At 71.6% G+C, this 25231-nt stretch carries 19 protein-coding genes; 9 read left to right on the top strand and 10 right to left on the bottom strand.

Features of this window, described 5'->3' with window-relative positions:
* Window positions 1-21: 21 nt before the first annotated feature.
* Entirely contained in the window at window positions 22-177 is a 156-nt protein-coding gene (locus KHC27_RS04270; protein WP_213335464.1) for a hypothetical protein, read from the bottom strand.
* Between the two features lie 226 nt (window positions 178-403).
* Here KHC27_RS04270 and KHC27_RS04265 point away from each other — a divergent pair, with 226 nt between their 5' ends.
* From KHC27_RS04265 to KHC27_RS04245, 5 genes are all read left to right on the top strand, one after another.
* A complete protein-coding gene (locus tag KHC27_RS04265; protein ID WP_213335462.1) occupies window positions 404-955 on the top strand; it encodes a phage tail protein in 552 nt (183 codons plus the stop codon).
* A gap of 24 nt (window positions 956-979) precedes the next feature.
* Complete coding sequence (locus KHC27_RS04260) at window positions 980-1525, top strand: phage tail protein (protein WP_213335460.1); 546 nt, start codon at window positions 980-982, stop codon at window positions 1523-1525.
* 12 nt (window positions 1526-1537) lie between these two features.
* Window positions 1538-2086, top strand: coding sequence for a phage tail protein (locus KHC27_RS04255; protein WP_213335458.1), 549 nt, complete (start codon window positions 1538-1540; stop codon window positions 2084-2086).
* A 15-nt stretch (window positions 2087-2101) separates the two neighbouring features.
* The gene (locus KHC27_RS04250) at window positions 2102-2677 is read left to right on the top strand and encodes a GNAT family N-acetyltransferase (RefSeq protein ID WP_213335456.1); all 576 of its coding nucleotides are present in this window, start codon (window positions 2102-2104) and stop codon (window positions 2675-2677) included.
* 228 nt (window positions 2678-2905) lie between these two features.
* Entirely contained in the window at window positions 2906-4129 is a 1224-nt protein-coding gene (locus KHC27_RS04245; RefSeq protein ID WP_213335454.1) for a nucleotidyltransferase family protein, read from the top strand.
* On the opposite strand, the gene KHC27_RS04240 is transcribed toward KHC27_RS04245, so the two are convergent.
* The gene (locus tag KHC27_RS04240; protein WP_213335452.1) at window positions 4087-5850 is read right to left on the bottom strand and encodes an ATP-binding cassette domain-containing protein; all 1764 of its coding nucleotides are present in this window, start codon (window positions 5848-5850) and stop codon (window positions 4087-4089) included. The two genes, KHC27_RS04245 and KHC27_RS04240, sit on opposite strands and share 43 nt — an antisense overlap.
* Before the next feature lie 340 nt (window positions 5851-6190).
* Here KHC27_RS04240 and KHC27_RS04235 point away from each other — a divergent pair, with 340 nt between their 5' ends.
* Window positions 6191-7567: an aspartate aminotransferase family protein gene (locus tag KHC27_RS04235; protein WP_213335449.1), complete on the top strand. Its 1377-nt coding sequence runs from the start codon at window positions 6191-6193 to the stop codon at window positions 7565-7567.
* 118 nt (window positions 7568-7685) lie between these two features.
* Here KHC27_RS04235 and KHC27_RS04230 read toward each other — a convergent pair whose 3' ends face one another.
* The 3 genes from KHC27_RS04230 to KHC27_RS04220 all read right to left on the bottom strand — a co-directional run bounded on the left by KHC27_RS04230 (window position 7686) and on the right by KHC27_RS04220 (window position 12842).
* The gene (locus KHC27_RS04230) at window positions 7686-10370 is read right to left on the bottom strand and encodes a putative bifunctional diguanylate cyclase/phosphodiesterase (RefSeq protein WP_213335446.1); all 2685 of its coding nucleotides are present in this window, start codon (window positions 10368-10370) and stop codon (window positions 7686-7688) included.
* 24 nt (window positions 10371-10394) lie between these two features.
* Window positions 10395-11429 carry a TRAP transporter substrate-binding protein gene (locus tag KHC27_RS04225; RefSeq protein ID WP_213335444.1) on the bottom strand — a complete coding sequence of 345 codons (1035 nt, stop codon included), beginning with the start codon at window positions 11427-11429 and terminating at the stop codon, window positions 10395-10397.
* A gap of 258 nt (window positions 11430-11687) precedes the next feature.
* Complete coding sequence (locus tag KHC27_RS04220) at window positions 11688-12842, bottom strand: aromatic ring-hydroxylating oxygenase subunit alpha (protein ID WP_213335441.1); 1155 nt, start codon at window positions 12840-12842, stop codon at window positions 11688-11690.
* A 117-nt stretch (window positions 12843-12959) separates the two neighbouring features.
* On the opposite strand from KHC27_RS04220, the gene KHC27_RS04215 reads away from it, so the two are divergent.
* Window positions 12960-13877 carry a LysR family transcriptional regulator gene (locus tag KHC27_RS04215; protein ID WP_213335438.1) on the top strand — a complete coding sequence of 306 codons (918 nt, stop codon included), beginning with the start codon at window positions 12960-12962 and terminating at the stop codon, window positions 13875-13877.
* A 157-nt stretch (window positions 13878-14034) separates the two neighbouring features.
* Here the strand turns inward: KHC27_RS04215 and KHC27_RS04210 are convergent, their stop codons facing one another.
* Window positions 14035-16437, bottom strand: a complete 2403-nt coding sequence (locus KHC27_RS04210; RefSeq protein ID WP_213335434.1) for a GcvT family protein — start codon at window positions 16435-16437, stop codon at window positions 14035-14037.
* 346 nt (window positions 16438-16783) lie between these two features.
* On the opposite strand from KHC27_RS04210, the gene KHC27_RS04205 reads away from it, so the two are divergent.
* Window positions 16784-18919 carry a DEAD/DEAH box helicase gene (locus KHC27_RS04205; protein WP_213335431.1) on the top strand — a complete coding sequence of 712 codons (2136 nt, stop codon included), beginning with the start codon at window positions 16784-16786 and terminating at the stop codon, window positions 18917-18919.
* A 180-nt stretch (window positions 18920-19099) separates the two neighbouring features.
* On the opposite strand, the gene KHC27_RS04200 is transcribed toward KHC27_RS04205, so the two are convergent.
* The 4 genes from KHC27_RS04200 to KHC27_RS04185 are packed head-to-tail and all read right to left on the bottom strand — an operon-like array spanning window position 19100 to window position 24142.
* Window positions 19100-20614 (bottom strand): ABC transporter substrate-binding protein, encoded by a 1515-nt coding sequence (locus tag KHC27_RS04200; protein WP_213335428.1) that lies wholly within the window; start codon window positions 20612-20614, stop codon window positions 19100-19102.
* Complete coding sequence (locus tag KHC27_RS04195; RefSeq protein WP_213335427.1) at window positions 20611-22386, bottom strand: dipeptide ABC transporter ATP-binding protein; 1776 nt, start codon at window positions 22384-22386, stop codon at window positions 20611-20613. The genes KHC27_RS04200 and KHC27_RS04195 overlap by 4 nt, the downstream gene beginning before the upstream one ends.
* The gene (locus KHC27_RS04190) at window positions 22383-23195 is read right to left on the bottom strand and encodes an ABC transporter permease (RefSeq protein ID WP_213335425.1); all 813 of its coding nucleotides are present in this window, start codon (window positions 23193-23195) and stop codon (window positions 22383-22385) included. The genes KHC27_RS04195 and KHC27_RS04190 overlap by 4 nt, the downstream gene beginning before the upstream one ends.
* Window positions 23196-23203: 8 nt before the next feature.
* A complete protein-coding gene (locus tag KHC27_RS04185; protein ID WP_213335423.1) occupies window positions 23204-24142 on the bottom strand; it encodes an ABC transporter permease in 939 nt (312 codons plus the stop codon).
* Between the two features lie 315 nt (window positions 24143-24457).
* On the opposite strand from KHC27_RS04185, the gene KHC27_RS04180 reads away from it, so the two are divergent.
* A complete protein-coding gene (locus KHC27_RS04180; RefSeq protein WP_213335421.1) occupies window positions 24458-25228 on the top strand; it encodes a helix-turn-helix transcriptional regulator in 771 nt (256 codons plus the stop codon).
* Window positions 25229-25231: the final 3 nt, after the last annotated feature.

The raw sequence follows: 25231 nt of genomic DNA, 5'->3' as shown, positions 1-25231 counted from the left end.
GCCCGCGGCCAGCCTGTCGCTTCAGGACGAAAAGCCGCTGTCAGCGCTGCCTGCATTGTCCGTTTCCGCGCTGCGCGCGGGGACGACATCCATGGTGGGCGCCTGCCACGCCTTCCGCGTTGCCGCCGCAGCGACCTCCGCCGGCGCAGCAACCTCGACCTGCTCGAACTCTTTCATGGCAGCCCCCTGCTCAAGTTGAACCGTCGCCATGGTGCAACCTTTGCCGGGCGGTTGCAAGCCTAACGGCACTTTCAACCAGACCGGGCCTCCCAGGAATGCGGCGCCGCAACACAATCTGCTACTTGAAATTGCAGAAGCTGCATGCAACAAAAAGTTGTGTCTGCGATAAATTCATCTCTTGGGTGCAGACACCAATGCAGTCCCAGCCAGGGAGGGAATATCCGTGTCCGATTTCTTTATCGGCGAAATCCGCATGTTCAGCTTCGCCTTTGCGCCGACAGGCTGGGCGCTGGCCGATGGCGCGATCCTGCCGATCCAGCAGAACCAAGCGCTTTTCACCCTGATCCGAAACTTTTACGGCGGGGATGGAACCAAGACCTTCGCGCTCCCCGATCTGCGGGGCCGCACGCCGGTCGGCAACGTTCCCCAGGCCTCCCAGGGCTCCAGCTATGCCATCGGTACCGCGGCCGGCCTCGAGACCGTCACGCTGACGACGGCGCAGATGCCCATGCATAGCCATGACCTGCGGGCAAGCACCACAGCCGGCACCACCGGAAATGCAGCCGGTGGTTTCATTGCCACTGTCGCGCTGGATGACCTCACCCCGAAGAATCAGCGCACGCTTTACGCCGAGGCGGCGTCCGGCTCGCTGATCGGCATGGCGCCCGATGCCATCAGCAAGACGGGCGGCGGAGAAGCCCACTACAACATGCAGCCCTTCGCCGTAGCGAATTTCTGCATCTCGCTCACCGGCCTTTACCCTACCCGCCCCTGATCTTCTCAAAGTGGAAAATCTGCCATGGTTGACAGCTATGTCGGCGAAATCCGTCTGTTCGGGGGTAAGTTCGCCCCATTTGACTGGGCCGTCTGCGACGGCCGCCTCATAAGAATAAGCGAAAACCAGGCCCTGTATTCGCTTCTTGGAACAACCTGGGGAGGCGATGGTCGCGACACCTTCGCATTGCCCGATCTGCGCGGCCGGCTGCCGGTCTGCCAGGGCCAGGGCCCGGGGCTGAGTCGGCACACCCTCGGGGAGAAGGGCGGCTCGGAATACGTGACTCTCACGATCGCCCAGATTCCCGCCCATGACCACACCCTGACGGGAACCACCCGGGACGCGACCACCCAGACCCCGGGACCGTCGCGAATCCACGCCAAGGTTGCCGGCGCGACGGGAGGCCTCGCCGCCGCGGCCTATGTCGTCAATAAGACGACAACCGAGCGAACCCTGAACGCTCAAGCCATCGCGCTGCGCGGAAACGGCAACGCCCACAACAACCAGATGCCAGCCCTCGCCCTCACCTACATCATCAGCCTCCGGGGCATCTATCCCACGCAGAATTGAGGAGTTTCCGACATGGATGCCTTCATCGGCGAGATTCGCCCCTTTGCCTTCAACTTCGCCCCTGTGAACTGGGCCTTCTGCAATGGCAGCCAGCTTCCAACGATGCAGAATCAGGCCCTGTACAGCGTCATCGCCGGCATTTACGGCCCCGTCACCAACTCAACCTTCACCCTGCCGAACCTGCAGGGTCGCGCGGCGCTGGGGGCGGGCAGCGGGCCGGGTCTGACGTCGCACAATCTCGGTAGCGTTAGCGGCACTGAAACCGTGAGGCTGGACATCCCGCATCTGCCGACACACCAGCACCTGCTGAACACCCGGGTGAGCGGCGACGCCGACATGGCGTCATCGCCCTCCAATGTCGCCTGGCTCTCACGCGTCAAGGTCGTGGGGAACACCTCGGTGGCGGAGAACTTCGTTCCCACAGGCGCGTCGGTCGATACAACGCTGTCGCCGCTGGCGATCGGCAACGCCGGCAGCTCCACAACCCACGAGAACCGTCAACCCTATCTCGCGCTGAACTACTGCATCTGCCTCGACGGCGCGTACCCGGCTCACGACTGAGCGATGGTCCCCGCCATGATGCCAGAGCTGCCGTCGCGGCTGGCATCGGTCGGCCTCCGGCTTCGGCCGGAGGTTGCGGCCGACGCCGCCTTCCTGCATCACCTCTACGCCGCGATCCGCTGGCCGGAGCTGGACGCCAGCGGCTGGCCGGACGCGACCCGGCACGCCTTCCTCGCCGATCAGTTCCGGCTCCAGTCGCGGCACTACGCGGCGTTCTATCACGATGCGCTCTTCCTCATCGTGGAGCGGGCGGGGGAGCCGATCGGCCGGCTTTATCTCCACCGCGGCACCCGTGACCATCGCATCGTCGACATCAGCCTCGTTCCCGCCAGCCGTGGTCACGGCATCGGTGGCGGGCTGCTCGACATGGTGTGCGCGGAGGCCGCCGGCGTCGGCCGGACGGTGAGCATCCATGTCGAGAGCTTCAATCCGGCCCGCAACCTCTACACCCGCAAGGGTTTCCGCCAGATCGGCGAGAACGGGCCCTATCTGCTGATGGAGTGGCGGCCCGGCTCCGCCGCCTCCCCGGAGCCCGGCGCCGAGCGTTCCGCTGCGGCGCCCGCCCCGGCGGTGCCGGCCCTGCCGTCCTAGGGGAACGTCATCGGGCGGGCGGGGTCGCCGCGAGAAGAGCTGGCCGCGCGACGGCATCGCCCACGGGCGGCGGCCGCGATGCCGGGCACGCGGCGCGTGCAGGCCACCCCTTCTGCCACCGGACGCAAGGTGATAGCCTCGCGGCGCGGGTCACGTCCGGCCCGTCCTTGCGCGAGTCGACCGCTGGACCGCCCTCCACCGCCGCCGTCCCTCGAATTCCGCCTCGTCGTGGCCTGCTGCGGCTGGCCGGCGAGCGAGGCGCGCGACGCGGAAATCCGCGCCCTGGCCGCGCAGGCGCCCGTCTGGCCGGCGGTGCTGGCGCTGGTGGCGCGCCATCGGGTGGCCGGGCTGGTGCGGGCGGCGCTCGCCGCCGCCGGCGTCGCCCCGCCGCGCGAGGCGGAGCGGCGCCTCGCCATGGAAACGCTCGACATCCGCCGGCAGAACCTGCGCAACGCCGCCGAGACGGTGCGCCTGCAGGCCCGCTTCGACGCCGCCGGCATCCCCGCCGTGTTCTTCAAGGGCACCACGCTCGGCCAGCAGGCCTACGCCTCGCAGGACCTCAAGCACAGCAAGGACATCGACGTCATCGTGCCGCCGGAGCACCTGCGCCGCGCCGCCGCGCTGCTGGAGGAGGACGGCTACCTCCTGTGGCAGCCGCGCGAGCGGCTCGACGACGCCCAGTGGCGCCAGACCCTGCTGCTCGGCAAGGAAGTGGCGCTGTGCGCGCCGGACAGCGATCTTCAGGTCGAGCTGCACTGGCGGCTCGCCCGGCACCCCCGCCTGCTCGCCGGGCTCGATGCCAACGCCGCCACGGTGGAGGTCGATCTGCCCGGCTTCGGCCGGGCCCGCGCCTTCGCGCCCGAGGACCTGTTCGCCTGCCTCTGCGTCCACGGCACCAGCCATGCCTGGGCCCGGCTGAAATGGCTGGCGGACCTGCAGGCGCTGGTCGCCGGCCACGATGCCGAGGCGCTGCGCGCGCTGCACCGCCATGCCGGGGGGCTGGGCGTCGGCGCCTTCGCGACCGTCGCGCTGGAGCTGTGCCGGCGGCTCTGGGGGCTCGACCTGCCCGACGAGCTGACGGCGGAGATCGCCGCCCGGCCCCGGCTGCGGCGGCTGGTGGAGCTGTCGCTCCAGGGCCTGCAGTGCGAGGAGCCGCATCTCGGCTGGGTCGGCCGGCTGGAGCTCAAGCTGCTGGTCGCGCGCGAGCACGGCTATCTCGGCTCGCAGCTCTGGCGCGCCTCGATCGGCCATGTCGAGCCGATCGCCTGGCCGCTGCCCCGGCCGCTGCACGGGCTCTATATCCTGACGCGGCTGCCGCTCTTCCTGTGGCGGCGGGCGACCCGGACGCCCTTCGCCCCGCCGCCGCCGACCCGGCGAAGCGCCCAAAGCGGGCGGCACGGGAGCGCGGCTCAGCCGGCGGAGCCTTCGCGCACCACGCCGCCGGCGATGTGAACCACCCGGTCGCAGAAGGCGAGGCTCTCGGCCCGGTGGGTGATCATCACGATGGTCGGGCGCGGAGAACACACCGCGAGCGCCCCGAGCACCGCCGCCTCGCTGGCCCGGTCGAGCGCGTTGGTCGCCTCGTCGAGCACCAGCAGGGCGGGCCGGCGCAGCAGCGCGCGGGCGAGGGAGAGGCGCTGGCGCTCGCCGCCGGAGAGCAGCGCCCCGCGCTCGCCGATCACCGTCTCCAGCCCCTGCGGAAGCCGGGCGACCAGTCCGTCCGCACCGACCGTGGCCAGCGCCGCGGCGATGGTGGCGTCGTCGATGCCGTCCGCGTCCCACAGCAGGTTGCGCCGGACCGTGTCGTGGAACAGGAAGCCGTCCTGCGCGACATAGGCCACCCCGCGCCGCCATGCCGCCGCCCGCGCCCCCGCCAGCGGCGCGCCGCCGAGGCGGATCTCGCCGGACTGCGGCGCCAGCAGCCCCACCAGCAGGTCGACCAGCGTGGTCTTGCCCGCGCCGGACGGACCGGCGATGCCGAGAAACGTGCCGGGCGCGATCGCCAGATCGACCGACTGCAGCCCGCCGCCCCCGGGATGCAGAAAGCGCACGCCCCGGAACGCGATCGCCCCGGCCGGCACGCCCGCGCCGTCATCCGGCGGGGCCGCCGCGGTGGCGGTGCCGGCGGCCGGAGGAGCGGGCGCGGCGAGATCGGCGACCAGCGCGTCCAGCGCCTCGAAGCTGGCGACGCCGTGGAAGAAGCTCTGCACCGCCTGCTGGATCAGCAGCGCCGGCCCGCTCATCCGCGCGAACACCAGCACCAGCGTGATCAGCACCGCCGCCTCCACCCGGAAGACGGCGAAGCCGACCAGCACCACCGCCCCGCCCAGCACGGCGACCGCGGTGCCGAGCACCAGCCGGCTGCGGGCGCGGTGGGCGGCGAAGCGGAGCTGGCTCTCCCGCAGCCGCGCCTGCAGGCCGGCGAACTCGTCGGCGAAGAAGCCCTGCGCGTCCTGCGCCGCCGCCGTCTTCAGCCCGCCGAGAAAGGCCCCGGCGCTGCTCATCAGGCTCTGGCTGAACTGCACCGTCTCGGTGCCAAAGCCATGCGGGCGGCCCTGCGCCAGCAGCAGCACGCCGCCGCCCAGCAGCAGCGCCGCGCCGGCCGCCGCCGCCAGCGCCGGCGCCAGCCAGAACGCGGTCGCGATCTGGATCGCCAGCATCGCCGCCGCCACGCCGGCCTGCAGGAGGAAATGCACGCTCACCCCGACCCGCTGCATCTCCGCGCTCATGATGTTCATGACCCGGGCGTGGCGAAGCGACGCCACCCGCTCCCACGGCGCCGCGGCGAGCGCCCGCATCACCCGGTTGCGCTGCGCCTCGATGAAGCCGGTCTGCAGCCGCGCCAGCGCCATCTCGCGGGCGTGCAGGACGAGGGCGCGCAGCACCATCACCCCGGCGAACACCGCCAGCAGCGCCAGCAGCCGGGCGGTGGGGGTGAGAAGGCCGACGGCGCGCAACCCGCTCTCCACCACTCCCGGCGCCGCCGCAGCCGGCGCGGTGACGATGCCGAGGATCGGCACCAGGAGCAGCAGCCCGGCGCTTTCCAGCACCGCGCCCGCCGCCACCAGCGCCGCCGCGGCGATGCCCGTGCGGCCGGCGTGGTCGCGGAAGGCGCGAACCAGCGGCCCGGCGGCCCGCCAGGGCCGCAGCCTTCGGGCGAGAGCCCGTCCCATCGAATCCGCCGTCACCCGCCCACCCCGATGCTTCGCCGCGCAGCATAGGCCATCGCCGGCGCCGGCGCTCCAGCGCGGCAAGCGGTCCCCGGTACGGCGAAGCCGCATTCCGGTGCCGTTTCCGGCCCGATCGGGCCCGCAAAAACCGGCGCAATCAAAGCGTGCTGGTCAGCGATGGCGTCTTGCGCGATCCTCAAGGCCGTCGTTCGATCCATGAAGGCCTCCGTCCGCCGCCCGCACCACGGGAATCGGCCCCATCCCGAACGCCGTGCACGCCACGATTGCATCGGGCGCGCCGGCGGCCGGCCCACCCACATCTGACCCGGAAGAAAACCAGACGATGCCGTCCAACTCGCTCCATAGCCTCGATATCGCCCACCACATCCACGCCGCGACCAATATGCGCCGGCACGAGCAGGTGGGGCCGGTCGTCATCGACCGCGGCTCCGGCATCTATGTCTATGACGACGAGGGCCGCGAATATATCGAGGCGCTGGCCGGGCTGTGGAGCGTGGGCGTCGGCTTCGGCGAGCAGCGGCTGGTGGAGGCGGCGGCGCGGCAGATGGCCAAGCTGCCCTATTACCCCACCTACACCCACAAGGCGCACGAACCCTCCACCCTGCTGGCCGCCAAGCTGGCGGAACTGGGGCCGGAGGGGCTGAGCCACGTCTTCTTCACCAATTCCGGCGCCGAGGCGAACGACAGCGTCATCAAGTTCGTCTGGTACTACAACAACGCGCTGGGCCGGCCGGAGAAGAAGAAGTTCATCGCCCGCGAGGGCGGCTATCACGGCATCACCATCGCCGCCGGCAGCCTCACCGGCCTTCAGGTGAACCAGAAGGGCTTCGACCTGCCGCTGCCCTTCTCCCGCCATCTCTCGCGCCCGCATCTCTACCGCAACGGCCTGCCGGGCGAGACCGAGGAGGCCTTCACCGAGCGGCTTGCCGCCGAGCTGGAGGCGCTGATCCTGGCGGAAGGGCCGGAGACCGTGGCCGCCTTCATCGGCGAGCCGGTGATGGGCGCCGGCGGCGTCATCGTCCCGCCCAAGGGCTACTGGCCGGCGATGCAGGCGGTCTGCCGCAAATATGACGTGCTGGTCATCGCCGACGAGGTCATCAACGGCTTCGGCCGGCTCGGCACCATGTTCGGCTGCTTCGCCCTCGACATCCAGCCCGACATCCTGGTGTGCTCGAAGCAGATCACCTCCTCCTACCAGCCGCTGGCGGCGGTGCTGGTCAGCGACGCGATCTACCAGGTGATGGCGGACCAGTCCGCCGCGCTCGGCACCTTCGGCCATGGCTTCACCACCAGCGCCCATCCGGTGGCGACGGCGGTGGCGCTGGAAAACCTCGCCATCATCGAGGAGCGCGGACTGGTGGAGCGCGCCGCCGAGATGGGCGCCTATATGCGCGAGGGCCTCGCCCGCTTCGCCGATCATCCCCTCGTCGGCGAGGTGCGCGGCATGGGCCTGATCGCCGCGGTGGAGCTGGTGGCGAACAAGGAGACCAAGGCCCGGTTCGACCCCCCCGGCAAGGTCGGCATGCGCTTCTTCGACCAGGCCCACAAGCACGGGCTGATCATCCGGGCGATCGGCGACTCCATCGCCTTCTGCCCGCCGATGATCATCACCCGCGAGCAGATCGACGAGATGCTGCGCCGCTTCGAGGCGACGCTGGCGGACATCACCGCCTGGGTCGAGGCCGGCATGCCGGCCTGAGCCGCCATCCGCGCCGCGCCATCTGAACGGCGCAACGTTCCTCCCGATGCCCGGCCCCGCGCCGGGCATCGGCTCCCACGGCCAGCGCCGCCGCCCCCTCCCGCCTCGCCGCCCCTGTTCAGTCCGCGCCCGCCGATTCCCGCGCGCGCGCCGTGAACACGGCACGAGCCAGCTCCAGCGGCTGAGGGCGGCCGAGATAGTAGCCCTGCGCCTGGGTGCAGCCGGCGCGGCGGACCCGCTCGTGCTGGTCCATGGTCTCGATGCCTTCCGCCGTGGTCGCCATGCCGAGCCGCTGCGCCAGCGCCACCGTCGCCTCGACGATGGCGGCGCTGTCCGCCCGCACCGCCATCTCGCTGACGAAGGAGCGGTCGATCTTGATCTTGCTGAACGGAAACAGCCGGAGGTGGCTGAGGCTGGAATAGCCGGTGCCGAAATCGTCCAGCACGATCGCCATGCCCAGGGCCTTGAGCCGCCGGAGCGTGTCGATATTGCGCTGGTCGTTGGCGAACAGCGCGGTTTCGGTGATCTCCAGCTCCAGCCGGCCGGGGGCGACGCCGGTTTCCGCCACGGCGGCGGCCACGGTGGCGACGATGTCGCCCACCGCGAGCTGCACCGGCGAGAGATTGACCGCCACCGTCACGTCTGGCGGCAGCCGGCAGGCATCGGCGCAGGCCCGGCGCAGCACCCAGGCGCCGATATCCACGATCAGCCGGGTATCCTCCGCCAGCGGCACGAACACCGCCGGGCTGATGAGCCCCCGCGTCGGGTGGCGCCAGCGCAGCAGCGCCTCGACGCCGAGCGCCCGGTTCGAGGCGAGATCGAAGATCGGCTGGTAGGCCAGCTCGAACGGCTCGGTCACCACCGCCTCGCGCAGATCGGCCTCGAGCTGCAGCCGGTCGTGCAGCTTCTCGTCCATCCCGGGCTCGAACAGGCAGGCCGTGCCGCCGCCCTGCGCCTTGGCACGGTAGAGCGCGAGGTCGGCCTGCCGCAGCAGCACGTCGGCGTCCGCCCCCTCCCCCCGCGCCACCGCGATGCCGATGCTCACGGTGACCGACAGGGTGTGGCCGCGCAGGTAATAGGGTTCCGAGAGGGCGGCGATGATCTCGTCCGCCAGCGCCTGCCCCACGGTGGCCGGGCCGGGCCCGGTGCAGATGACGGCGAATTCGTCGCCGCCGAGCCGGGCGACCCGGCTACCGTCGCCGACGCAGCCGTCGAGCCGCTGCGCCGCCGCCCGCAGCAGGGCATCGCCGACCGGATGGCCCAGCGTGTCGTTGATGTCCTTGAAGCGGTCGAGATCGAGGAACAGCAGCGCGAGCACCTCGCCCGCCGCGAACGGGCCGCGCAGCATGGCGCCGATCCGCTCACGGAAGAACGCCCGGTTGGGCAGCGTGGTGAGGTCGTCATGCTCGGCGAGGTAGCGGATCTGCTTTTCCCGCTCCACCAGCACGGCGTTCTGCCGCCGGGTCTCGGCCGCCGCCTCGCCGGCGCGCTCATTGGCGAGGGCCAGCTCCGCCAGCGCCGTCTTCAGCGCGGTGATGTCGGTGCGGATGCCGACGATGCCGCCATCGGCGGTGCGGCGCTCCTTGATGAGGACCCAGCGCCCGCCCGGCAGCAGCCGCTCCACCGACCCGGCCACGTCGCGGTGCAGGTCGAGCATGGCGCGCACGAAACCCTCGGGGTCGCCCTCCGCCTGCGGGTACTGCCCCAGCGCCACGCCCCGCCGCACCACCTCCTCAAACCGGATGCCCGGCTTCAGGAACGGCGAGGACAGGGCGTAGAGCTCGCGGAAGCGCTGGTTGCAGGTGACGAAGCGGTCCTGCTCGTCCCACATGACGAAACCGTCGGACATCGCCTCGATGGCGTTGAACAGCACGTCGGCGGCGCGGGCCCGCTCCGCCTCCACCCGCTCGCGCTGATGCACCGCCACCGCGAGCGCGGCGGCGAAGGCCACGATCATGAAGGCGCCGCCGGCGGCGATCATGAGAATGCCGTCGCGCTCGCCGTGCCAGCTTGCCAGCACCTGGTCGAGCCCCTGATAGAGCACGATCCGCACGTCGCCATAGAGCGAGGCGCGCACCACGGCGAGCTGCGGCGGCCCGTCGGGCGGGTCGCTGCGAAAGACCGCGCCGTCCGGGGTGTGGCCGCCCAGCGCGCCGGGCACGACCCGCCCGGTCATCGTCTCGTCGTGGGGCTGCGAGGCGATGAGCACGCCGCCCGGCCGCTCAAGCGCGATCCGCACCCCCGGCGGCACCCCGGACTCCTCCAGCAGCCCCATCAGCGTGCGCAGCGGCACCTCCGCGACCGGGGTGACGCCGCTCCAGCCCGGCACCCGGCGCCCGACATAGACCGACCAGTCCCCCGTCACATTGTTGCGCACCGGCCCGGCGAGCGCGGTCGGCTGCTGGGTCAGCGCCCGAACCTCGGCCGGCAGCACGCGGCGGCCGGCGGTGGCGCGGGCCGAGGCGAGGATGGCGCCGTCCGGCCCGACCAGCAGCAGGTCGCGATAGGCCAGCGTCTGGAAATTGAGGGTCCGCAGCAGGGCGACCGCCAGCGGCGACGCGCCGGGGGCGGCCTGGGCGGCGTCGAACAGCGCGGGCAGGCTGGCGAGCGCGCCGTGGACCTGGAGCAGCTGCCGGTCCAGCGCATTCTCCACCGCCAGCGCGGCGCGGGCGAGGCCGGCCCGGGCCACCGCCAGCGCCGCGCGTTCCCCGCGCGCCAGCAGGCTCGCCGTCGCGGCGCCCACCAGCAGCAGCAGCAGTCCGGCTCCCAGCGCGATGGCGAGCTTCGGTCGCTGCCAGATCATGGCCGGGTGCCGCGTGCCATGGCCTCACTCATGTTGCGGCTCGACGCCCTGCGCGGCGGCGCGCAGGTCGTCCCACAGCCGGGTGCAGGCCGGGCCGCAGCGCTCGATCCAGCGGGGCAGCACCGCCTGCGCGAGAAGCTGGCGGCGCCGGGCCTGATCCGCGGCGGAGGTGGGCACCAGCGTCATCCGGCCGGGCGGCCCGCCGCAGGAGGAGGCCCGCCCGGTGTTGCAGGCGATGCCCCGCTCGGTGTCGCGCTCCACCCCGGCCCAGATGCGCTTTTCGAGATCGGCCACGCCGCTGCGGATGATGGCCCGGAGATCGGGCGGCAGCGCCTCCCACGCCTGCTCATTGGCGCCGAACACCGACACGCCCCAGCTGATCGCCATGGCATGGACATGGCTGGCGACGCCCGGCAGGCCGATCTCGTAGCCGCTGAGCGTGCCGGTGATGGCGCAGTCCGCCACGCCCGCCCGCAGCGCCGGCAGGATGTCGGCGAAGGGCACCTGCACGGGGACGGCGCCGAGCGCGCCGACGAAATCCGACTGGCCGACGGACGAGGTGCGGATCTTGCGCCCGGCGAGATCGTCCAGCCCGCGGAAGGCGCGGGTGCAGAACAGCACCTGCGCGGGGTAGGCATAGACCCCCAGCAGCTCGATGCCGTAGCGGGTGCGCAGCATGTCGCCCAGCGGCTGGCGCAGCAGCCCGACCGAGCGGCGCAGCGCGTCGATGTCGGGGTTGAGCACCGGCAGGTCGATGGCGTTCAGCTCCGGCTCGTCGCCGGCGACCACGGTGACGATGGCGGTGCCGAAGGGCACCACGCCGAGCCGCATGAGCTGCAGCATCTCCTCGGCGCGCAGGCTGCCGCCGTCGAGCGGGCGGATGGTGGCGCGGATGCGCCCCTGCGAGCGCTGCTCGATCTCCTCGGTCCAGAAGGGCTGCTCGAACCGGGTGTACTGCGTCACCCCGGCGAGGCCACCGACGACCTGCAGCTCGACCGTGGCGGCCGGCGCCTCGCCGGCGCGGGCGGCACCGGCGGTGGCGAAAAACGCCAGCGCCATAAGCCCATACCGGCGCCATGCCACAGCTTCCCGGCGCCTCGCAGGACGAGGTCGATTCCGTGCCGGATCAGCCTGCCACGGCCAGCCCATGACCTCCGCGCAACCCCACTCACCGGCCGCCATCATAGGCGCGGAGAGCCGGCGGCGAAAAGCGCCATTCGCGGGCGCGGCCGACGGAACCGTGGGAAACCGCAGCGCCGCCACGGCCGCCATGGCCCCGGCGCGGCGGGCGCGCCGGCCGCCGCCGCGGCGCCGGGCTCACTCCGCCGCGAGGGCGAAGGAACGGTCGAAACCGGCGGTCCGCTCGGCGATGTAGTGCATGAAATCGTAGATCGGGCGTTCGAGATAGGAGAGGTGGCCGCCGCGCGCCCGGCCGGCCTTCATGCCGCGGAACACCTTCTCGGTGCAGCCCCGATCCTCCTCGTTCACCTCGTCGAGCAGGCCCTTGAGGGTGGCGATGTAGTCCGGCGCCCGCGGGTCGGCCATGAACTCCGGCGAGAGCCCGCCGCCGAACAGCAGCCCCACCTTGTCCGGCCCCTGCGGGTGGAGCGAGAGATACCAGAAATAGCCCGGCGTCAGGGTGATGAGGTGGCTGGGGTAGAGCGCCAGCAGCGCCGTGGTCTTGCGCCAGCGCCCTTCCAGCCGGGTGTTGGTGGGGTGGGCGTTGCCGATCGGCAGCGAGGCTTCCTTGGTGATCCAGTGGTAGTTGAAGGCCGCCAGCCCCGGCGGGCACTCCATCTCCTCCAGCTTGGAATGGCCGCCCACGGTGGCGGCGTGGCACACCGGCAGGTGGTAGCTCTCCATGAAGTTCTCGGCGAGCACCTTCCAGTTGGTGTCCCACACATGGGTCTCGCGGAAGCACTCGACATAGTTCTCCATGCCGTAGTCCGCGATCATCGGCGTGAGCGGGGCGAGCGTCTCGGCGACGGCGGGGGCGTCGTCGTTCAGCGTGATGTAGATCCAGCCCAGCCACTCCTCGCAGCGTATGGCCGGCAGGGCGTAGTCCTCCTTGCAGAAGCCGGTGGTCTCCGCCATGAACGGCGCCCCGCGCAGCCGCCCGTCCAGCCCATAGGTCCAGGCGTGGTAGGGGCACACGATGCTGCGGCGGTTGCCCCGCCCTTCCAGCAGGGTCGACATGCGGTGCAGGCACACATTGGAGAAGGCCCGCACCCCGCCCTCGCGGTCGCGCAGCACCATCACCGGCTGGCCGGCCAGCTCATAGGTGAGGTAGTCGCCCGGCTCGGCCAGCGCGCTCGCCCGGCCGACGCACATCCATTCGCGGGCGAAGATGGTGTCCAGCTCGCGCTGGAGGAAGTCGGCGCTGGTGTAGACGCTCGGCGGCATGGCGCGGGCGTCCTCGAAGGGGCGGGCGGCGGTGGCCAGAAGTTCGGCGGCGGGCGGGAGCGGCGGCATGGCGGGGCCTTGTGCGAAAAGGGGGGCGGGCGAAACGCGGTGCGGACTGGCCTCCAGAGTGGCGCCGTTCTAACCTCCATAAAACCTCGAATAACCGAGGTCTGGCGAAGGAAGAATATGGTTCGTTTCACGCTCCGCCAGCTCGGCTATTTCCGCGCCGTGGCCGAACAGGGTGGCATCGCGGCGGCGGCGCGGGCGCTCAACATCTCGCAGCCCTCGGTGGCGCAGGCGCTGGAAAAGCTGGAAGCGGTGACCGGGCTCACCCTGTTCGAGCGCCACCATGCCCGCGGCCTCACCCTCACGCTGGAAGGGCGCGCCTTCCTCGGCCATGCCGGCGCCCTGCTGGACGGCGCGGCGCAGGTGGAACGCGAGGCGCGGGCGCTGGCGGCGGAGGCGGCGGGCGAGATACGGCTCGGCGTGTTCCGCACCCTCGCCCCGTTCTACGCCGCCGACATCATCCGCGGCTTCGCCGGGGCGGCGCCGGGCGTCATCGTCCGCCCGGAGGAGATGGCGCTGACCGAGCTGGCGGAGGCGGTGCGGGCCGGCACCATCGACGCCGCCCTGACCTATGACCGTGGCGCCGACCTCTCCGGCCTCGCCCGGGTCGAGCTGGCGGCGCTGAAGCCGATGGTGGTGCTGGCGGAGGACCACCGCCTCGCCGGGCGGGCCGCGCTCGCCATGGAGGAGCTGGCGCAGGAGCCCTATGTCATGCTCGACGGGCCGGGAAGCCGGGCCTATTTCGAGGAGCTGCTGGCGGAGGGCGGCATCAGCCCGCCCATTGCCTATGTCTCGACCTCGATCGAGGGGGTGCGCTGCGCGGTGGCGGCGGGGTTCGGCTTCACCCTGCTGGTGATGCGCCCGCACGGCGCCGACACCTATGACGGGCGCCGGGTGCGGACGCTACCGCTCACCGGCCCGGTGCGCCCGCTCGGCATCGTCCTCGCCACCCGGCCGGGGCCGTCGCGCGGCCTCCTCTCCCGCTTCGCCGCCCATGTCGCGGCCTATTTCGCCGCGCAGCCCGGGCGTGAGGCGTGAAGGGCGGGGTGCGGCGCCGAAGCGGCGGATTGGAAAGACGCCGCGCCCGCGCCGCGGCACCTTCCCGCCATGACGTGTCGCTTCACGTTCCTCCCCCCGACTTGGGGCGGCGTCGCCCGGGCGACGCCGCCCTCTTTCATCGGGCGGCCGGCCCCGCTCAGCCGGCGACCGGCGCCGGCCCCGCGCCGAGAACCGCCGGCCGGCGCTGGCCATACACCTCGATCGTCACCTCGGCGCCGGGCAGCCCCTGCCCCGCCGCGACGGAGGTGAGGCCGAGGCTGGCGCCCCGCGTGTAGCTCCACCCGCCGGAGGTCACCACGCCGATGCAGGCATCCCCAGCGAACACCGGGGCCCCCGCCGGGGCGTCGGCCTCGCCCGGCTCGGCCAGCGTAAAGGTCACCAGCCGCCGCGCCACCGGCGCGCCCTCCCCCGGCCGCGCGTCGCGGCCGACGAAGCCCGCCTTCCCCACCTCCACCGCGCCGCCGAGGCCGGCGTCGAACGGGGTTTCGCCGAAGCCGATATCCACCTTCCAGGCCGGCTCCCCGGCCTCCAGCCGCAGGCACTCCAGCGCATAGGCGCCGAACGGCCGCAGCCCCAGCGGCGCCCCGGCGGCGAGCAGCGCAGCGTAAAGCCCGGGCGCCGCCGCCATCGCCACATGAAGCTGCCAGCCCGGCTCCCCGCCGCAGCCCGCGCGCACCGCCAGCACTTCGACCCCGGCCACGACGAGCGGCCGTGCAGCCCGCGGCGGGAAGTCGCCTGTCGAGAGATCGGCCGCCGTGAGCGCGCCGAGGATGGCGTCCGCCTGCGGGCCGGCCAGCAGCAGCACCGTCTCCTCCGCGCCGGCCTCGCGGATCGTCACCGTGCCGTCCGCCGGCAGGCCGCGCCGCAGCACGTCGTCATCGTGCCACTCCGCCGCCGCCGGGGCGGTCGCGAGGAAGGCCTCGGGCCCGGTGCGGATGAGGAAGAGGTCGCTGGCAAGGCCGCCATCGGGCGCCAGCGCCAAAGCGCGGGCGGCATGGCCGGGCGCCGGCAGGGCCGAGGCCAGCACCCGGTCGAGATGGGCCGCCGCCCTGGGCCCCTCGATGCGGAAGCGGGCGAGGCCCGGCAGCTCGATCAGCCCGGCGGCGCCGCGCACCGCCGCCACCTCCGCGCCGACGAGGTCGAACCAGTTGCGCACCCGGCCGAAGGTGAGCGAGGGCTGCGGCGCCACCCCCTCCGGGTCGACATAGACCACCTGCTCCCAGCCGCTGCGCAGGCCGAACACCGCGCCGGCGGCGGCCTGCGCGGGGTAGAGCGCGGAGCGCCGCTGCGGCCGCCCGGCCGGGCGCTCCTCATGGGGAAAGGCCGGGGCATATTCGTTCTGGTAGATCTCGACCGCGCGCGCCACGGTGAAGGCGTCGTCGGCGTAGCCGGTGTAGCGGCGGCGGTCGAGCGACCACAGGTCCCATTCCGGCCGGCCCTCCACCACCCATTCCGCCAGCGACTTGCCGGCGCCGCCGGCCTGGGCGATGCCGAAGCTGAAGGTGTTGCAGTGGAAGAAATTCGGCAGGCCGTGCTCCGGCCCGATATAGGGGTTGCCGTCCGGCGAATAGGGGATCGGCCCGTTGACGACGCGGCGGATGCCGGCGGCGGCGAGCACCGGCACCCGCTCCATCGCCGCCTCTATGCCGCTCTCCAGCCGGTCGAGGTCCTGGTCCCAGAGCTGGAAGGAGAAATCGTCGGGGATGCCCTCCAGCCACATCGGCCGCGGGTCGCGCTCATAGGGGCCGAGGATGAAGCCGCCGCGCTCCTGCCGGAGATAATAGCCGACATCGGGGTCGCGCATCAGCGGCAGCCGGGCGCTGTGGGCCAGCACCTCGGGCACGTCCTCGGTCACGAGATACTGGTGCTGCAGCGAGACGATGGGCAGATGCCGGCCGAGCAGCGCCATGATCTCGCCGGCGCGGTAGCCGGCCGCGTTCACCACCACCTCGGCGATCACCTCGCCCTGGTCGGTGGTGACCTTCCATTCCCCGCCGGGGGTGCGGGCCAGCGCGGTGACGCGGGTGAAGCGGCGGATGCGGGCGCCGAGGTCGCGCGCGCCCTTGGCCAGCGCCTGGGTGAGCTGGGCGGGGTCGATGTCGCCGTCATAGGGGTCCCACAGCGCGCCGACGAGGTCGTCCAGCCCGATGAAGGGGTGGCGCTCGGGAATCGCCTCCGGCGGCAGCACCTCGAAGTCCATCCCGTTCATCCGCGCCATGGCGGCGATATGGTGGAACTCGGCCATGCGCTCGGCGGTGTGGGCGAGGCGCAGCGCGCCGACCACGTGGTAGTTGATGGGGTAGTCCACCTCGTCGCCGAGCCGGCGGTACAGCGCGGCGGAGTAGTTCTGCAGCTTCAGCAGGGTCGGGCTGGCGGCGAAGGTCGGCACGTTGCCGGCGGCGTGCCAGGTGGAGCCGGAGGTCAGCTCGTTGCGCTCGATCAGCAGCGCGTCGGTCCAGCCGAGCTTCGCCAGATGGTAGAGGCAGCTCGCCCCCACCGCCCCGCCGCCGATCACCACGACCCGGACATGCTCGCTCATCATCCCTCCCGCACACGCCGGCCGCCACGGACGCGCGGCGGAATCGGTCCGGCGCGCCGACTATGGCAGGCGAATGCGGCGGTGGGCCACGGTAAAACCGTCCGGCATCCACCGCGATCGCTCACCCCCGCCCCCCGGCCGGGCCCGCCCCGCCGGCCGGTGAACCGCGCGCACTCCCAACATCGCCCGCCGCGCCGCGAGGCCCCGCGCCGCTGCATGGCGCCTCTGCGCGAAGATGCGCCGCCGGCCGTGGTGTCGGCGCGCCGGCTCGATTAAAGAGAGCGTTCACGACATCCGATGGCTCCGTTCGACGCCTGACGACAAGACGAGATAGGCCGGACCCGCCATGCCCTTCATGACCTCCAATCCCGCCCTTGCCCGCGCCCTGGCGGAGCGGGACTACACCAACCCCACCCCGGTGCAGCTCGCGGTGCTCGCCCCCGAGTCCGCCGGGCGCGACCTGCTGGTCTCGGCGCAGACCGGCTCCGGCAAGACGGTGGCCTATGGCCTCGCCGCCGCCGAGACCCTGCTCGGCACCGACGAGCAGTTCGGCCCGGCGACCATTCCGCTGGCGCTGGTGGTGGCGCCCACCCGCGAGCTGGCGCTGCAGGTGCAGCGCGAATTCGTCTGGCTCTACGCCGCGACGGGCGCGCGCATCGTCTCCTGCGTCGGCGGCATGGACCCGCGCCAGGAGCAGCGGCTGCTGGCGCAGGGCGCCCATATCGTGGTGGGCACCCCCGGCCGGCTGCGCGACCACATCGAACGCGGCCGGCTCGACGTCTCGGCGCTGCGCGTCGCGGTGCTGGACGAGGCCGACGAGATGCTGGACCTCGGCTTCCGCGAGGACCTGGAATTCATCCTCGACGCCACCCCGCCGGAGCGGCGCAGCCTGCTGTTCTCCGCGACGCTGCCGCGCGGCATCACCGCGCTGGCCAAGCGCTACCAGAACGAGGCGCTGCGCATCGAGGTGGCGAGCGCCGAGGGCGGCCATGCCGACATCGAATACCGCGCCATCCGCGTCGCCCCCAAGGAGCTGGAGCACGCCGTCGTCAACGTGCTGCGCTTCTACGACACCCCCACCGCCATCGTGTTCTGCAACACCCGCGAGGCGGTGCGCCACCTCCACGCCACGCTGCAGGAACGGCAGTTCTCCGCCGTGGCGCTGTCGGGCGAGCTGAGCCAGAACGAGCGCAACCACGCGCTGCAGGCGCTGCGCGACGGCCGCGCCCGGGTCTGCGTCGCCACCGACGTCGCCGCCCGCGGCATCGACCTGCCCAATCTCGGCCTCGTCATCCACGCCGACCTGCCCAATGACGCGGAGAGCCTGCAGCACCGCAGCGGCCGCACCGGCCGCGCCGGCCGCAAGGGCGTGAGCGTGCTGATGGTGCCGCCGTTCCGCCGCCGCCGCGCCGAGGACCTGCTGGCCGGGCTCGGCATCGCGCCGGAATGGTCCGGCCCGCCCACCGCCGAGGATGTGCGCAAGCTCGACCATGACCGCATGCTGCGCGACCCGCTGCTGCTGGAGGAGCCGGGCGAGGAAGACGCCGCCGCCGCCAGCGCGCTGCTGGCGAGCCGCGACGCCGCCCATCTGGTCGCCGCGCTGGTGCGGCTCTACCGCGCCGGCCTGCCCGCGCCGGAGGAGGTGAGCGATCCCGGCGAGCCCCGCGCCCGCGAGCGCCGGCCGCGCGGCTTCGACGACGCCGCCGGCCCGGGCGGCAGCGCGTGGTTCCGGCTCAATGTCGGCCGCCGCAGCAATGCCGACCCGAAATGGCTGCTGCCGCTGATCTGCCGGCGCGGCAACGTCACCCGGCAGGACATCGGCGCCATCCGCATCTTCGATACCGAGACCGCGTTCGAGGTCGGGCTCGCGGCGGCGGAACGCTTCGCCAAGGCGGCGCGCAAGCCGGACGGCACGGATGTGGTGATCGAGGAACTGCCGGGCGGCCCGCCCGCCGGGCGGACCGAGCCGCCGGCCCGCGCCCGCGCGCCCTACCGCGCCCGCGGCGAGGAGGCCCGCGAACGGCCCTCGCGCGGGCGCCCGGCGCGGGACGTCGCCTCCGGCGAGGCGGCGGAAGGCGAGCGCCCGGCCCGGCCCCGCCCCGCCCATGGCAAGCCGGCCTATGACCCCATCGCTTCCGACCGGGCGGCTTACGGCAAGCCCCCGCGCGAGAAGGCGGCCGAGGACCGGCCGGCCTATGACAAGCCTTCTTATGCCAAGCCGGCCTATGACAAGCCTTCTTATGCCAAGGCCGGCTACGACAAGCCGGCCCGTGGCAAGCCCGCTTACGAGAAGCCGGCGCGCGAAAAGCCGGGGTTCGACAAGCCGGGTTTTGACAAGCCCGGCTTCGACACGCCGCGCCCGGGCAAGCGCCCGGCCCGGTCCAACGACGCCGCGCCGGGCCGGGAACGGCCGGGCGGCTTTGCCGGCAAGCCCAAGAGCGGCCCCGCCGGCGGCAAGGGCCGCAAGCCGCCGCGGCCCTGACACCGTCGCCAAGGCGCGGCGCGGGGCGCGGCAACCCGTTTCCTCCAGCCGGCCCGGCGCCGCAATCCCGCCGCGGCCGGGCCGCCGGGCCTGCCAGAACGGCAACGCCCGCCCGGCCCCTTGCGGGACCGGACGGGCGCGCCAGCCTCGGGCGAGGCTCGGGCCGGTTTCCGGCGAGGCTCAGTTCTTCACGGTGTCCTCGAGGAAGAAGCGGCCGAGCGGGTTCTGGTAGAAGCCCTCGATGTTCTTGCGCGTCACGTTCACGTAGGGGCTGTAATAGAGGTCGATCCAGTTGACGTCGCCCTTGGCCATCTTCTGGAGCTGCACATACATCGCCTCGCGCTTGGCCGGGTCGGTCTCCAGCCGGGCGGCCTCCACCAGCGCCTTCACCTCCTCGTTCTTGTAGCGGGTCATGTAGTTGAGGTTGGTGTCGTGGCCGAGCACGAAGGTGGTCTTCTGGTCGGGGTCGAGAATGTCGTTGGTCCAGTACATCACCGAGATGTCGTAGTCGCCGTTCACCAGCATGTCCCAGCTCTGGCTGGGATCGACCTTCTGCAGGTCGACCTTGACGCCGGCCTGGGCGAGCTGCTGCTGGATCAGCACCGCGATCTGCTCGTCGGTCTCCTTGCCGGCATTGACGATGTATTTCAGCGTGAGGTCGGACGCCCCGGCCGCCTTCAGCATCTCCCTGGCCTTGGCGGGGTCATAGGGCCGCTGCAGGTTCTGGGCGTAGTGGTAAAGCGCGCCCTTGGGGATGTAGGAATAGGCCACCTCGCCGATGCCGAAGGTGGCGGCGTCGACGATCGCCTTCTTGTCGATCGCGAGATCGAGGGCCTCGCGAACCTCCTTCTTGGCGAGCGCGCCGTGCTCGTGGTTGATGAGCAGGTGGTCCTCGCGGGTCGAGGGGTCCATCTCCACCACGAGGTTCGGGTCCTTCTTCAGCTCCGACACCCGCGAGAACGGCACGGTGATGGCGGCGTCGATCTGCCCGGTCTGCACGTTCAGCATGCGGGTGTTGTCGTCGGGAATGACGATCCACTCGACACCGTCGAGGCTCACATGCCCGGCGTCCCAGTAGCGCGGGTTCTTCTTCAGGATGATGCGGTCGCCGCGGCGCCATTCCGCCACGCTGAAGGCGCCCGAGCCCACCGGCTTCTGGGCGAAGCCGTCGGGGTCGGCCTCCACCGCCTTCTTCGGCAGCACCGAGACGTTGGGCAGCGCCATCATGGCGAGGAAGGGCACCGACTTGCTCTTCAGCTTCACCACCAGCGTCTTCGGGTCGGCGGCGGTCGCGGTGTCGACGATCTTGAAGCTGTCGGACCAGAGCGAGCCCTTGTCGTCACGGATGCGCAGCAGCGAGAAGGCGGCGTCCTCCGCCGTCACCGGCGAACCGTCGGAGAAGGTCGCGTCGCGCAGCTTGAAGGTGTAGGTCAGGCCGTCCTCGGAGATCGTCCAGCTCTCGGCGAGGCCGGGCACCAGCTTGGAGCCGCTGCGGTCCACCCGCACCAGCACGTCGAACACGTTCGAGAACACCCAGTTGTCGACGTTCTGCGCCGACTTGATGGGGTCGAAGGTGGTGGAATCCTCGTTGCGGCCGATGGTGAGCACGCCGGCGGCGAAGGCGGCGTGGCTGGCGGACAGCGACAGCAGGGCGGCGAAGGCGGCGAGGCCGGCCTTCTTCAGGTGCCTTTTCATGGGTTCGTTCCTTGGCGGGAGGTTCCGGGGACGGGGGAGACGGTGAGGCGGGGGTCGGGCCCGAACAGGCTCTGCCCGGGGTCGATGCTGGGCACGGCGGCGAGAAGGTTCGCGGTGTAGGCCTGCCGCGGCCGGGCGAAGACGGCCTCGGTCGGCCCCTCCTCCACCACCCGGCCGTGGTGCATCACCACCACCCGCGCGCAGAGGTGGCGCACCACCGCGAGGTCGTGGGCGATGAAGACCAGCGTCAGCTCCATGCTCCGCACCAGCCGGCGGAACAGCGCGACGATCTGGGCCTGGATGGTGACGTCGAGCGCGGCGATGCATTCGTCGGCGACGATGAGGCGCGGTTCCACCGCCAGCGCCCGGGCGATGCCGGCGCGCTGGCACTGGCCGCCGCTGAGCGAGCGGGGCCGGCGGGTCGCGAAGCTGCGGTCCAGCTCCACGAGGTCGAGCAGCTCCCCGACCCGGTCGGCAATCCGCGCCGCCGGCACCTTGCCCTGCACCCGCAGCACCTCCGCCAGCGTCTCGCCGATGGTGAAGCGGGGGTTCAGCGCGTTGAACGGGTCCTGAAACACCATCGCGGCGTGGCGGTGCAGCCGCTCGCGGGTGGCGCGCGGCTTCAGCGCCAGGCTCTCCCCCTCGAAGGCGACATGGCCGGAGGTGAGCGGGGTCAGCCCCAGCATGGCGCGGGCCAGCGTCGACTTGCCCGAGCCGCTCTCCCCCACCACCCCCACCGTCTCGCCCGGCAGGATGCTCAGCGACACCCCGTCGACGGCGGCGAAGCTGCGGCGGCGGGAGAACAGGCCCCCGCCGGCGGGAAAGCAGACCCGGAGGTCGTCGATCTCGACCAGCGGCCGTGGCCTTCCCGGCGTCGCGGGAGCGGCGGCCGGCGCCGGCGTCCCGGCCACGCCGGCCACATCGGTCGCCGCGACAGGGTGATCGGACACATCGTCCACCTCACCGCACTCATCCTCCACCGGCATGGAGGGGTGGCTGGCGATCAGGCTGCGGGTATAGGCGGCCTGCGGCGCCCGCAGCAGCGCCCGCTTCTCCCCCACCTCCACCACCCGGCCCTGCCGCATCACCGCGATGCGGTCGCAGGTCTGCGCCACCACCCCGAGATCGTGGGTTATGAGGATGATGGAAAGCCCCCGCTTCGCCCGCAACTCCATGAGAAGTCTCAGGATCTGGGCCTGGATCGTGACATCGAGCGCGGTGGTGGGCTCATCCGCGATCAGCAGCTCGGGGTCGCAGCCGAGCGCGATGGCGATCATCGCCCGCTGCCGCATTCCGCCTGAGAACTCATGGGGATAGCTGGAAAACTGGCGCGGCGGGTCGGTGAAGCCCACCTGCGCCATGATCTCCAGCGCCGCCTCCCGCGCCGCCGCCCGGCCGAGGCCGCGATAGAACGCGATCCCCTCCACGATCTGGTCGCCGATCCGCATCACCGGGTCGAGATGGCTGGAGGGGTTCTGGAAGATCATGCCGATCTCGGCGCCCCGCAGCCGGCGCAGGCTGGCAGGATCGGCACCGGCAATGTCCTGATCTTTCAGCAGAATTTTTCCACCCGTCCGCACCAGCGCGGGCGACGGCATCAGCCCGACGATGGTGCGGCACAGCAGGCTCTTGCCCGAGCCGCTCTCCCCGACGAGGCCCAGCACCTCGCCGCGGGCGAGGTCGAGCGAGATGCCTTCCAGCAAGGGGCGGTCGCCTTCCCGGCTGCGGGCGACGACGTCGAGGTCGCGGATCGAGAGCAGCGGGGCGCTCATTCGTGCACCCCCATCAGCTCGCCCAGCGCATCGCCGAGCATGGAAAAACCGAACGCCAGCAAGACGATGGCAAGGCCGGGGAACAGCGTGATCCACCACGCCTGGGTGACGAAGGGCTGGCCCTCCGCAACCATCACACCCCACTCCGCAACCGGAGGCTGCACGCCGAGCCCGAGATAGCTGATCGCCGCGCCCGACAGCAGCACCAGCACCGCATCCGACATCGAGAACACCAGCGAGCCGGCGATCGCGTTGGGCAGCAGGTGGCGGAACAGGATGCGCGGGCGGGAAAAGCCGAGGCTCGCCGCCGCCACCGCATAGTCCGCGCTCTTCAGCACCAGGATCTGCGCCCGCACCAGCCGGGCGTAGGAAACCCAGCCGACCAGCGCCATCGCTATGTAAAAGCTCGTCAATCCCGGCCCGAGGATGGCGATGATGGAGAGCATCAGCACCAGGAAGGGAAAGGCCAGGATGATGTCGATCAGCCGCATCAGCACCGCGTCCACCACCCCGCCGGCAAAGCCCGCCAGCGAGCCGATGACGGTGCCGATGACGAAGGGGAAGAACACGCCGATCAGCGCCATCTGCAGGTCGACCCGGGCGCCGTGGATCACCCGCGAGAGAATGTCGCGGCCGAAATTATCGGTGCCGAAGGGGTGGGCCCAGCTCAGCGCCACCAGCCGGGCGGCCCCGTCCTGCGCGATCGGGTCATAGGGCGCGACGAGGTTGGCGAGCAGCGCCGCCAGCACGAACAGGGCGAGGATGGCGAGCCCCGCCGTCAACGCGGCGGGACGCCGGGTGTGCAGCATCGCGGCGCTCACAGCTTCACCCGCGGGTCGACCGCCACGGTCGCGATGTCGGCGGCGAGGTTCACCAGCACGGTGGCGCAGGCGAAGACCATGGCGATAGCCTGTACCACCATGTAATCACGGGAGAAAATTGCCCGCACCAGCAGCTGCCCCATACCCGGCAGGGCAAACACGCTCTCGACCACGACGGTGCTGCCGATCAGCCAGCCGACATTGACCGCCAGCAGGTTGATGGTCGGCGCCACCGCATTGGGCAGAACGTGGCGCCAGAACACGACCCCTTCCGGCATGCCGCGCGCACGGGCGGCGGTGGCGACGTCCGATTTCAGCCCCTCGATCATCGCCGCCCGCAGCGAGCGCAGCAGCACGGTGGAGAGCGACAGCGCCACGGTGAGCGCGGGCAGGACGAGATGGGCCAGCTTCTCACCCACGCTGGTGCCATAGCCGGAAACCGGGAACAGCGGCACCTGCACGGCGAGGAACAGGATCAGCATCAGTCCCAGCCAGAAGGGGGGAAAGCCGATGCCGAAGGTGGAGACGATGCGCACGAGATGGTCGACCGGCCGCCCCCGGTTGCGCGCCGCCAGCGCCGCCAGCGGCACCGCGATCAGCACCGAGAGCAGCACGCTCGCCAGCACGAGGGCGACGGTCGGCTCGATCCGGGTGACGATGAGGTCGAGCACGTCGATGCGGAACACGATCGAGGTGCCCATCTCGCCATGGGCGAGGTTGCGCAGAAAGTAGAGGTATTGCAGCCAGATCGGCTCATCGAGCCCGTATTGGGCGCGGATATTGGCGATGGCGGTGGGGGTGGCGCGGGCGCCGAGCAGCACCCGCGCGGGATCGCCGGGAATGAGCCGCACCAGCACGAAGGTGATGAGGCTGACGCCAAGCACCACCGGCAGAAACTGCAGCGGGCGCGTCAGGATGAAACGGTAACGGTGCATGGGTCAGCCCGGGCGGCGGAGAGGAAAATGGACGAACGGCGCCGATTTTCCCGCACGTGGCCAGGCCGGCAAGTCGAGCATGCCCGCACACCGACGCTGTTCGGTGGTACGAAACGAGGCGGGCCGCAGCAGCATGCCGGATTGTCTTCCCTATAGTGGGCCGAAAGTGACGCCAGCCGCGCGAGGGCTGCCCAAGTCTTATGCACGCTTAATTTTCAGCGGAATTGCCGGTGCCCGCCAGCTATCAGAAGTGATAGGGTTCCCGCCGCGGGCTGGCCTCCGGCGTGCCCGCAGGCGACCACAGGGACAAGGGCGATGCCGGACGTCACCACGATCGAGCAGCGGCTGCGCAGCGGGGCGACGCTTTCCGAGCATATCGACCGGCTGTACGGCGTGATGCGCGACTACGGCTTCGACACCCTGATCTACGACTACACCCTCACCCGCTACGGGCTCGACGGCCGCATGATGCTGCCCGCCGTGCTGGAGCTGCGGAACATCGACGAGACCATGCGCGACTACTGGTCCGGCCATGGCTATGCCCGGCTCGACCCGGTGCAGCGGGTCGCGGTGCGCACCACCGCGCCGTTCTTCTGGAACTACGATCCCAAGGCGGAGACGCTGATCCGCGCCTTCCTCACCGAGGAAAGCGCCCCGGTGGCGCATTTCCTGGCCGAGCGCGGCCTCACCGCCGGCGTCACCGTGCCCATCCATATGCCGGGGGGCGACTACGCCACCGTCACCGGCACCCGCAGCGGCGAGGCCGGGCGGTGTGAGCGCGAGGCCCGTCTGTGCCTCGCCGAGGTCGGGCTGGCCGCCCACATCTTCCAGCGCGAGGCGGCCGGCTCGCTCAGCGAGGTGCGGCGGACCGCCGGGCCGGCGCGGCTCACCGCCCGGGAGCGCGAATGCCTGCGCCATTCGGCGGACGGGCTCTCCGCCAAGGAAATCTCCCGCCTCATCGACCGCTCGGTACCCACGGTGGTGATGCACCTCAACGCCGCCACCCGCAAGCTCGGCGCGCGCAACCGCATGCACGCCGCCGTTCTCGCGGCCCGGCTGCACCTGCTGGACGGACCGCTGGACTGACGC

It is taken from the genome of Ancylobacter lacus (assembly GCF_018390635.1).
GTDB lineage: Bacteria > Pseudomonadota > Alphaproteobacteria > Rhizobiales > Xanthobacteraceae > Ancylobacter > Ancylobacter lacus.
The sequence above is the reverse complement of the archived record's forward strand: the minus strand, read 5'-3'. Positions and strand labels throughout refer to the sequence as shown.

Excerpts from the sequence above, each read along its gene's own strand:
- KHC27_RS04270 (WP_213335464.1), bottom strand. The coding sequence starts at position 177 with ATGAAAGAGTTCGAGCAGGTCGAGGTTGCTGCGCCGGCGGAGGTCGCT.
- KHC27_RS04260 (WP_213335460.1), top strand. The coding sequence starts at position 980 with ATGGTTGACAGCTATGTCGGCGAAATCCGTCTGTTCGGGGGTAAGTTC.
- KHC27_RS04255 (WP_213335458.1), top strand. The coding sequence starts at position 1,538 with ATGGATGCCTTCATCGGCGAGATTCGCCCCTTTGCCTTCAACTTCGCC.
- KHC27_RS04250 (WP_213335456.1), top strand. The coding sequence starts at position 2,102 with ATGATGCCAGAGCTGCCGTCGCGGCTGGCATCGGTCGGCCTCCGGCTT.
- KHC27_RS04240 (WP_213335452.1), bottom strand. The coding sequence starts at position 5,850 with ATGGGACGGGCTCTCGCCCGAAGGCTGCGGCCCTGGCGGGCCGCCGGG.
- KHC27_RS04235 (WP_213335449.1), top strand. The coding sequence starts at position 6,191 with ATGCCGTCCAACTCGCTCCATAGCCTCGATATCGCCCACCACATCCAC.
- KHC27_RS04230 (WP_213335446.1), bottom strand. The coding sequence starts at position 10,370 with ATGATCTGGCAGCGACCGAAGCTCGCCATCGCGCTGGGAGCCGGACTG.
- KHC27_RS04225 (WP_213335444.1), bottom strand. The coding sequence starts at position 11,429 with ATGGCGCTGGCGTTTTTCGCCACCGCCGGTGCCGCCCGCGCCGGCGAG.
- KHC27_RS04220 (WP_213335441.1), bottom strand. The coding sequence starts at position 12,842 with ATGCCGCCGCTCCCGCCCGCCGCCGAACTTCTGGCCACCGCCGCCCGC.
- KHC27_RS04215 (WP_213335438.1), top strand. The coding sequence starts at position 12,960 with ATGGTTCGTTTCACGCTCCGCCAGCTCGGCTATTTCCGCGCCGTGGCC.
- KHC27_RS04210 (WP_213335434.1), bottom strand. The coding sequence starts at position 16,437 with ATGAGCGAGCATGTCCGGGTCGTGGTGATCGGCGGCGGGGCGGTGGGG.
- KHC27_RS04205 (WP_213335431.1), top strand. The coding sequence starts at position 16,784 with ATGCCCTTCATGACCTCCAATCCCGCCCTTGCCCGCGCCCTGGCGGAG.
- KHC27_RS04200 (WP_213335428.1), bottom strand. The coding sequence starts at position 20,614 with ATGAAAAGGCACCTGAAGAAGGCCGGCCTCGCCGCCTTCGCCGCCCTG.
- KHC27_RS04195 (WP_213335427.1), bottom strand. The coding sequence starts at position 22,386 with ATGAGCGCCCCGCTGCTCTCGATCCGCGACCTCGACGTCGTCGCCCGC.
- KHC27_RS04190 (WP_213335425.1), bottom strand. The coding sequence starts at position 23,195 with ATGCTGCACACCCGGCGTCCCGCCGCGTTGACGGCGGGGCTCGCCATC.
- KHC27_RS04185 (WP_213335423.1), bottom strand. The coding sequence starts at position 24,142 with ATGCACCGTTACCGTTTCATCCTGACGCGCCCGCTGCAGTTTCTGCCG.
- KHC27_RS04180 (WP_213335421.1), top strand. The coding sequence starts at position 24,458 with ATGCCGGACGTCACCACGATCGAGCAGCGGCTGCGCAGCGGGGCGACG.